Genomic DNA, 764 nt, shown 5'->3' with positions numbered 1-764 from the left:
GCCCGGTAGGCTCGTTCGATCGCCTCCCAGTCGGGTTGCTTGGTTGTCATGGGGATCCTTATTTTTGCTTGATGGTCATCGTGCGGATGGTGCCGCCGGTGTAGATGTCTCGCTTCATGGCGGCACGAACCGCGCCCACCGCGTTTGCCCCCATATCCATCGCTGCTAAGGCATAAGCGGAGCCACTGCCAATAGCGTCAGGGTTGGATGGGTCGAGCTCCTGCTTCCAAAGGCCCGTCTTGTCGTCGTGGCCGACCATCATCAGCTTGCCACCATCGACGACATAGCCCGAACACTCCACAGGAACAAGCGAGGGGGTTCCGAAGTAGGCGGCAATCAAAGCCTTCTCGTCGCATACAGCTCCAGCCAGGAAGAAACTGACTCCATCAACGGTCGCGCACTTCAAGCAATCATCTGAGACGATCGCGCCCGACCTGGTCTGCCGCGAGTCATAGGCGATAACACCGTCCTTGTAGGCAATGGTTGTCATGTGGGCCTCAGCTGAATGGATCCGCAGGTTTGGCGATCGAGCGAACGAACCACATGAAGCCCTGCTGAAGATTGGTCTTGGCCAACGCCAACAGCCGAGGGTCAACACCTTCAATCTGGCCGATCTGCTTGAACAGTTCGCCGGCGTCGGCCTCCAGAGCCTTGATCGAGTTCATGCCGTCGATTTCAGACTGAGTCAGGTCGCGGTAGCCGGTGATCTTCTTGTGCTGGTTATCCATGCTGCTCTCCTCGTCGCGTGTCGCGACACAATTTGC

Annotated in this window: 2 protein-coding genes; both read right to left on the bottom strand. The window is 57.9% G+C overall.

Features of this window, described 5'->3' with window-relative positions; genetic code table 11:
* Window positions 1-58: 58 nt before the first annotated feature.
* On the bottom strand, window positions 59-490 hold the full coding sequence (locus tag L6D63_RS28415) for an Ntn hydrolase family protein (protein WP_064361127.1): 432 nt from the start codon (window positions 488-490) through the stop codon (window positions 59-61).
* A 7-nt stretch (window positions 491-497) separates the two neighbouring features.
* The gene (locus L6D63_RS28410) at window positions 498-728 is read right to left on the bottom strand and encodes an Acb2/Tad1 domain-containing protein (RefSeq protein ID WP_004573849.1); all 231 of its coding nucleotides are present in this window, start codon (window positions 726-728) and stop codon (window positions 498-500) included.
* Window positions 729-764: the final 36 nt, after the last annotated feature.

This window comes from Pseudomonas parakoreensis (assembly GCF_021602155.1).
GTDB lineage: Bacteria > Pseudomonadota > Gammaproteobacteria > Pseudomonadales > Pseudomonadaceae > Aquipseudomonas > Aquipseudomonas parakoreensis.
The sequence above is the reverse complement of the archived record's forward strand: the minus strand, read 5'-3'. Positions and strand labels throughout refer to the sequence as shown.

What these genes read in the sequence shown, in the direction of transcription:
- L6D63_RS28410 (WP_004573849.1), bottom strand. Translation starts at nt 728, where the DNA reads ATGGATAACCAGCACAAGAAGATCACCGGCTACCGCGACCTGACTCAG.
- L6D63_RS28415 (WP_064361127.1), bottom strand. Translation starts at nt 490, where the DNA reads ATGACAACCATTGCCTACAAGGACGGTGTTATCGCCTATGACTCGCGG.